Annotated in this window: 7 protein-coding genes and 1 other RNA gene; all 8 read right to left on the bottom strand. The window is 34.6% G+C overall.

The window, feature by feature from the left end:
* Window positions 1-271: 271 nt before the first annotated feature.
* The 8 genes from LQ686_RS10475 to treC all read right to left on the bottom strand — a co-directional run bounded on the left by LQ686_RS10475 (window position 272) and on the right by treC (window position 7325).
* Complete coding sequence (locus LQ686_RS10475; protein WP_107591056.1) at window positions 272-1120, bottom strand: patatin-like phospholipase family protein; 849 nt, start codon at window positions 1118-1120, stop codon at window positions 272-274.
* Between the two features lie 81 nt (window positions 1121-1201).
* Window positions 1202-1798 (bottom strand): recombination mediator RecR, encoded by a 597-nt coding sequence (gene recR, locus LQ686_RS10470; protein ID WP_025906091.1) that lies wholly within the window; start codon window positions 1796-1798, stop codon window positions 1202-1204.
* Between the two features lie 2 nt (window positions 1799-1800).
* Complete coding sequence (locus LQ686_RS10465; RefSeq protein WP_025906093.1) at window positions 1801-2121, bottom strand: YbaB/EbfC family nucleoid-associated protein; 321 nt, start codon at window positions 2119-2121, stop codon at window positions 1801-1803.
* Window positions 2122-2212: 91 nt separating this feature from the next.
* Window positions 2213-3904, bottom strand: a complete 1692-nt coding sequence (gene dnaX / locus LQ686_RS10460; protein ID WP_107572939.1) for a DNA polymerase III subunit gamma/tau — start codon at window positions 3902-3904, stop codon at window positions 2213-2215.
* Between the two features lie 69 nt (window positions 3905-3973).
* Window positions 3974-4510 carry a GNAT family N-acetyltransferase gene (locus tag LQ686_RS10455; RefSeq protein WP_025906097.1) on the bottom strand — a complete coding sequence of 179 codons (537 nt, stop codon included), beginning with the start codon at window positions 4508-4510 and terminating at the stop codon, window positions 3974-3976.
* Window positions 4511-4601: 91 nt separating this feature from the next.
* Window positions 4602-4870: signal recognition particle sRNA large type (gene ffs, locus LQ686_RS10450), an RNA gene on the bottom strand.
* Between the two features lie 54 nt (window positions 4871-4924).
* Window positions 4925-5653 carry a trehalose operon repressor gene (treR, locus tag LQ686_RS10445; RefSeq protein ID WP_239733318.1) on the bottom strand — a complete coding sequence of 243 codons (729 nt, stop codon included), beginning with the start codon at window positions 5651-5653 and terminating at the stop codon, window positions 4925-4927.
* A 28-nt stretch (window positions 5654-5681) separates the two neighbouring features.
* Window positions 5682-7325: an alpha,alpha-phosphotrehalase gene (gene treC, locus LQ686_RS10440; protein WP_107572938.1), complete on the bottom strand. Its 1644-nt coding sequence runs from the start codon at window positions 7323-7325 to the stop codon at window positions 5682-5684.
* Window positions 7326-7340: the final 15 nt, after the last annotated feature.

The following is a 7340-nucleotide window of genomic DNA, read 5'->3' as shown; positions in this document are numbered from 1 at the left end:
TTGGTTAAGCCAATCACTCTGAAGTACTTTCAGTACTCAATTATTGGAATTAACGTTGACATATTGTCATTCAGTTTTCAATGTTCATTTTGTCTCACAAGAAACTATTATACACACTTCTTAATTCGAAGTCAACAACTTTTTAAAATTAATTTTCAAAGTGTTTTGATGTTTTATTTATCTCTCGCTCACAAGATATAACTATACACGCTAAATACCCTTTACTCAAGCATAAAAATTACACCAAAACACTCAATACTCTCAAATAAGCTTAATTCTCAACATATTCTTTTAATTTATCGTATATTTTTTCAGCATCTTTATATCCTTGTTTGTATAAAGCATCTAATTTTCTAGGGTTTTTCTCGATTCTATCAACAGATAATGAATCAGAAGGTCTGATAACAAACAAATTACCTTTCTCTTCTTCCGCTTCTATCCATTCTAAAGTCTGATTATAATGTTTATATCTAATTGCCATTAAGTGATTTATTTTAGGATATGCTTTCAATCTGAATACTTTTGAAAATTTACTTTGTTTTTTGCGATAGCCTTTCGGTCTTGTCAAAATCAAAACATTTTTCTTATAGCCTTCTTCAATTGCTTTATCAATTGGAATAGGATTGACGATACCACCATCTAATAAAGTATGACCTTTATATTGAACTGGGTTGGCCATCATTGGTAAAGAACTTGTTGCCTCTAGAGCAGTCAATAAAGAACCTTCTGTTTCTTTCTTATTGAAATAAACCGCTTCTCCTGTGTCACAGTCTGTCGTTACAACAACAAACTCTTCCTCTGCTTGATCAAACTTTTCAAAGGCAAAAGGTTCCAAGTAAGTTGGTATATGATGATACACAAAGTCCATACCAAATATCTCTTTATTTTTTACATAATTTGATAGCGAAATATAGCGCTTATCTTTAATGTATTTAGTTGTGACACGATGATTGCGTCTAAATTGTCGAGATATATAACTTGCAGCCATAGATGCGCCGGCAGAAACGCCAATATTATATTTAAAATACAAATCTTTCTTAATGAAGAAATCTAGCACACCTGCTGTGTACATACTTCTCATTCCGCCACCTTCTAATATTAATGCTGTGTCTTTTATCATAGTTACACTTCTTTCTATATTATTAGTTGAATGAAAGCGAGGCTGAGACATGCTTCATTGTCCCAGCCTCAATTATAATTATTAAATTTCTGTTCTTCCAGTTATAGCTTTCGAAAGTGTTACTTCATCAGCGTATTCTAAATCCCCACCTACTGGTAGACCATGTGCTAGTCTAGTTGTCTTAATACCAATCGGTTTAACGAGTCTAGATATATACATTGCTGTTGATTCACCTTCTATATTAGGATTAGTCGCTAATATAATTTCTTCGATTTCATCATTCTTCAATCGTTCTAATAATGAAGGAATATTAATATCTTCAGGTCCAATACCTTCCATTGGAGATATCGCACCGTGTAATACATGGTATAAACCTTTATATTCACGCATTTTTTCCATAGCTATGACATCTTTAGAATCTTGAACAACACACACAACTGAACGGTCTCTTTGTTTATCTTGGCATATATGACAAGGCGAAACATCCGTAATGTGTCCGCAAGTTTCACAATAAGTCAGTTCTCTCTTAACATCTACAAGAGATTTGGCAAAAAGTACAACGTCGTCTTCCTTCATATCTAATACGTGGAAAGCTAAACGTTGTGCAGTCTTCGGACCTATTCCCGGCAATTTCATAAAGCTATCGATGAGTTTAGATATTGGTTCTGGGTAGAACATCATTACATCATTCCAGGAATGTTTAGACCTTTTGTATGTTTACCTAAACGATCTGCTGTTACATCATCTGCTTTAGATAAAGCGTCATTTGTTGCTGCTAATACTAAATCTTGTAGCATTTCAATATCTTCAGGGTCTACTACATCTTCTTTAATGATAACGTCTAATACTTCTTTATGACCAGATACAACAACTGTAACCATTCCGCCACCAGCTGTTCCTTCAATTCTTTCTTCTTTTAGCTTTTCTTGTTCCTCAGCCATTTTCTTTTGCATTTTTTGCATTTGTTTCATCATTTGTTGCATATTTCCGCCACCGCGCATAATTTCGTCCTCCTAATTTCTAATTTATACATTTAAGGTTATTAATTTTTGTCATATTTATTATACATGCCTTTAGAGGCGATGTCATGTATTACTCATCCGTAACATGTACGGTATCTTCACCAAACAACTCTTGAGCTTTTTTTACAACATCTGCTTCTTCCGGCTTTTCTTCTTGCTCAACTTCACCTTGAGCCGTATTCGCTTTTTTAGATTGAATATACTGTTGACGAACTTGTAACCATTGTGAATTTGGTACGCCAACAACTTTTACATTCTTGTTAACGATTTCGCATACAATCGCTTCGATATGATTTCTTTTTTCATCATTCTTATTCACGATTTCACAATGAATATCCTCGTCAAATTTCACGAGCACATGATCTTCACTTGCTGCAACGGGTTCAGAGTTTAAGAGCAGACTGACTAGCGCTCTTTGTTCTTTCTCTTTAACCGATTCAATTACAGCTTGCCATTTTTCTTTAAGTAAATTCAAATCATCACGATTAGCGTGGTCAAGCACACGTTCGATTTGACGAATAGAGAAGACATGCTTAGATTGTTTACGAGAGATATTTTGTTTATTTTCAACTGGTTTAGTCTTTTGACTGACGCCGTTTTGAGCTAGTTGCTGAATCGTCGCTTCAAGTTGTTGAATTTTATCCATCACTTCACTAGAGCCAGCGTTTTGGTTTGAACTGACAGATACTGTTTGTCCACTATTATTCTGATCAATTAATTCTGTTAACTTAACGATTAGTATTTCTATATGAACATTTTGGTTAATTGCAAATCTCATTGAAACTAATGTGTCATTAATACAATCAATCATTTTGTACATTGTATTTAAGTCTACTTGATTCAGTGCGTGGTCGTCTTCAACTTGTTCAGTAGTCTTAGCGACAATTGAATCTCTTATGAAATAAATCATATCATTTACAAGTCTATTCACTTCTTTACCAGCAGATATAAATTCATGATACCTAGTAAAAGCTTGTTTAATATCTTTAGCCACCATGTCATTAAACAAAGCATTTAAAGCCGCTTTATCGACACTACCCGTTACATTCAAAGCATGTTCGAGTGATAAGTGCCCATCTCCAAAAGCGATTGCTTGGTCCATGATACTTAATGCATCTCGCATACCACCTTCTGAAACTTGAGCAATAAATGCCAAAGCTTCTTCTTCGTAGGTAATGTTCTGCTCATCTGCGACAAACGCGAGTCTACTTTCTATTTCACCAGAATGGATGGCTTTAAAATCAAATCTCTGACATCTAGATATAATAGTAGGTGGTATCTTGTGAGGTTCAGTAGTTGCGAGTATAAAAATAGCATGACTTGGTGGTTCTTCAAGTGTCTTTAAAAGTGCATTGAAAGCACCTGTTGTCAGCATATGCACTTCATCTATAATATAGACTTTAAATTTAGATTCACTTGGTGCATATTTTACTTTATCTCTAATATTACGTATTTCATCTACACCGTTATTACTGGCAGCATCAATTTCAATGACATCTGAATTTGTTCCTTGTGTAATGCCTTTACAAATCGCGCATTCATTACAAGGTTCCCCATTCGTATTCTCTGTACAGTTAATTGCTTTAGCGAAGATTTTAGCAATACTTGTCTTACCAGTTCCACGTGGGCCATTAAACAAGTAAGCATGTGATTGCTTTTCTTTTTGGATGGCGTTTCTTAATGTTTTTGTGACATGTTTTTGACCGACAACATCTGCAAATGATTGTGGTCTATACATTCGATACAAAGCCTGGTAGTTCAAAGTGGCACCTCCAAAATTTAATAAGATATTGGCTATATTATATCATGAATCAATAGGTACACCCTATTATTAATTATCAAAAGCTTCTGGGTAGTGAACAGTGCCTTTAATTTCTTTTGTTGGATGATCCCATAAATATTTAAACATGAAATTCTCATCTGGCACTTCAAATGGTGGGTATATATTAAACTCTGAAGCTGCATGATAACCTAATTTATGATAATAAGCTGCATGACCTAGTACGACTACACCGACATAGCCATTTTCATAAGCTCTATATTCTAAAGCTTCTATTAAAGCTTTCCCTATTCCTTTATTTTGATACTCTGGCAAAACCGAAACTGGCGCAAGCGCTAATACTGTATGCGCTTCTTCATCAGAACTAACGGTCACTTCTGACATCATGGCATGCCCCAGAACTTTGCCTGATTCTGTCTTCGCTACAACTTCAAGTTCTGCATTATAATTCATTGATTTTCGTATTTTACCGATTAATTCGTGTTCTGTTCCATCAGAATAACGTTCATTTTCGAATGCTGCTTTAACGACTTCCTTAGCTAATTCATATTCCGATTCTATAATCGTTCCAATTAGTAATTGCGTCATGTATAAAATATCCCCCTGATATTAGAAAAAGGGTGACCGCGGTCACCCTTTTGAATTTATATATAATTTGATAAGTTTATAAAATTTAAAACCGTGCACCTTTGCTTTGAACAAACATCACAAGCGTTACCTCAGTCGTTAGCTAAACTTCGGCTACCCTACGGCACATACAATGATCCACTTAATGCTGCTTCCTTCCGGACCTGACATGATTCATGGGTTTGTATTGCATAGGACCGACGTCTTCAGACACCACGTGCTGAGGGCAGACCTCACAATAATATGTCCGCGGCAAAGGAATTCAGTCTTGCATAAGCGGATTTCAAGTACAGGGAACCGCTACCTCCCCACTTAGCACGGCAATATATATACTACAACAAAATGTTACGATTTGGCAAGAAAAAACTACTTCAATCAAAGTGTTTTTTGAATCACTCTGCGAGAAAAATCTACAAACTTGAATTCCGTCGCGATGTGTCTTGAAATATTATATTGAAATTTTTCTGCATTATTAAGATACACAGTACCTCTAACTGTTGCTGTATAAGGCGGATTCAACTTCCCAAAGTATAATATTTCATTCTCCGTCATCTCTTCAAATGTAATAGACTTGTTCGAGTAACTGATTTCTACATTCATTTCTTGTTCAATAAATTTATAGATGGATTCAGCCGCGAGTTCTTTGGTGAGTTGAGGAATAACCTGACATATAAAGTAATCCTCATCCATAATATGCACAGCGTCATCTTTCGTTCTCGTTCTAATGACATGCCACAGCTTATCTTGGTCTCTTAATTCAAGGGCATGTTGAACGACAGGAACATCTTTAGCATCTATAACCTCAAGTAATTCAACTTTAGTTTCATAATCAAGTCCTAAACGTTTATTAATTTCTTGAAAACTCACCATTTCCGATATTGGAAATTGAATAACATCTTCATAAATAACGACAGACCCTTTGCCTCTTAACTTTTGAATATAACCTTTTTCTTGCAATAAATTTAAAGCTTTCCTTACAGTCTCTCTAGAAGTTGAATATATCTTTGTTAATTCATTTTCTGAAGGTAGTTGCTGTAAATGAGCATATTCACCATTTAAAATTTTTTCACAAATAGATTGGTAGATTTTCATATACTTGTTCATGCGTTCACCTCTATACCTTCAACATCAATTAGTCACCACTTACTTTTACGACAAAAGCATCGAATGGTTGCAAAGCATTACCATTTAAATCATTATTTGCAATCATGATTTCACCCTCTAAATCGATATCTTCTGGGATATCAACGATTTGATCAGAGTAGTTTGCAACAACTAACCAAGTTTCATTATTTAAATGTCTCTTGTAAACGAACAGCTCTGGATGCTCCATATGAAGTGGTTCAACTTCTCCATACGTTATCACATCGTGTTCATGACGTAATTGTATTAACTTTTGATAAGTATAGAAAATAGAATCTTTATCTTCCAATGCCGCTTCAACATTAATATGCTTATAATTTTCCGGGATACCAATCCATGGTTCTCCAGTTGTAAAGCCTGCCTCAGCATGCGCATTCCATTGAATAGGCGTTCTAGAATTATCTCTAGATTTCTGACCTATTACTTTCATAATCATTTGTTCATCCATACCGCGTTCTTTTAATAATTTGTATGCATTAAGCGATTCGACATCTTTATATTGATCAATATCCGTGAAACCTGGATCTGTCATGCCAATTTCTTCACCTTGATAAATATACGGCGTACCTTGAAGCATGTGTAATGATATCGCTAGCATCTTAGCAGATTTAACTCTTTCCACTTCTGTATCGTCTTTACCGAATCTCGTTACGACTCTAGGTTGATCATGGTTACACCAGAAAATAGCATTCCATCCGTTACCTTTTGCGATATTCACTTGCCAATCCATTAAGATACGTTTCAGTTCAAGAAAATCAAATTTCATATCTGACCACTTTTCACCATCTTTGTAATCTACTTTTAAATGATGAAAATTAAACACACTACTTAACTCATTACGTTCTGGATTTGTATATTTAATACAATTATCAATCGTTGTTGATGACATTTCTCCAACCGTCATAATGTCTTTATTGCCAAATGTTTGTTTATTCAGTTCTTGTAAATACTCATGGACTTTTGGTCCATCTGTATAAAATTCTTTACCGATTGCTGTTGAATTTTCGAAAGCACCTTTGGAAATTAAGTTAATGACATCAAATCTGAAACCATCTACGCCAAAATCAATCCAATAATTAATCATTTCATATATTTCAGCCTTTAAATTGTCATTCTCCCAATTTAAATCAGCTTGAGAAACATCAAATAATCTTAAATAATAACTTTCGGTTTGTTCATCATAAGTCCAAGCATTACCACCAAACTTAGACTCCCAGTTAGTTGGGGGCTCTTCTTTAGTGCCTTCTTTCCAAATATAATAATCACGATACGGATTATCTTTAGACTTGCGAGATTTTACAAACCAGTTATGAGATGTCGAAGTGTGATTGATCACAATATCGAGCATCACTTTAATACCTAAACTGTGCGCTTCATCTAGTAATGTTTTGACGTCTTCCTTTGTACCAAAATCAGGATTAATTTGATAATAATCACTAATATCGTATCCATTATCGTTCATTGGTGATTGATAAATTGGTGTTAACCAAATGTAATCTACACCTAACGTTTGTAAATAAGGTAATTTTTCTATAATACCTGGTATATCACCTTGTCCATTTCCAGTCGTATCATTGAATGACTTTGGATAAATTTGATAAACAACGGACTTCTTCCAATCTGAAACTGCCATATAGGTATACTCCTT

It is taken from the genome of Mammaliicoccus sp. J-M41 (genome assembly GCF_022385935.1).
In the GTDB taxonomy this organism is placed as follows: domain Bacteria; phylum Bacillota; class Bacilli; order Staphylococcales; family Staphylococcaceae; genus Mammaliicoccus; species Mammaliicoccus sciuri_A.
This window is presented reverse-complemented; position numbering and strand designations above follow the sequence as displayed.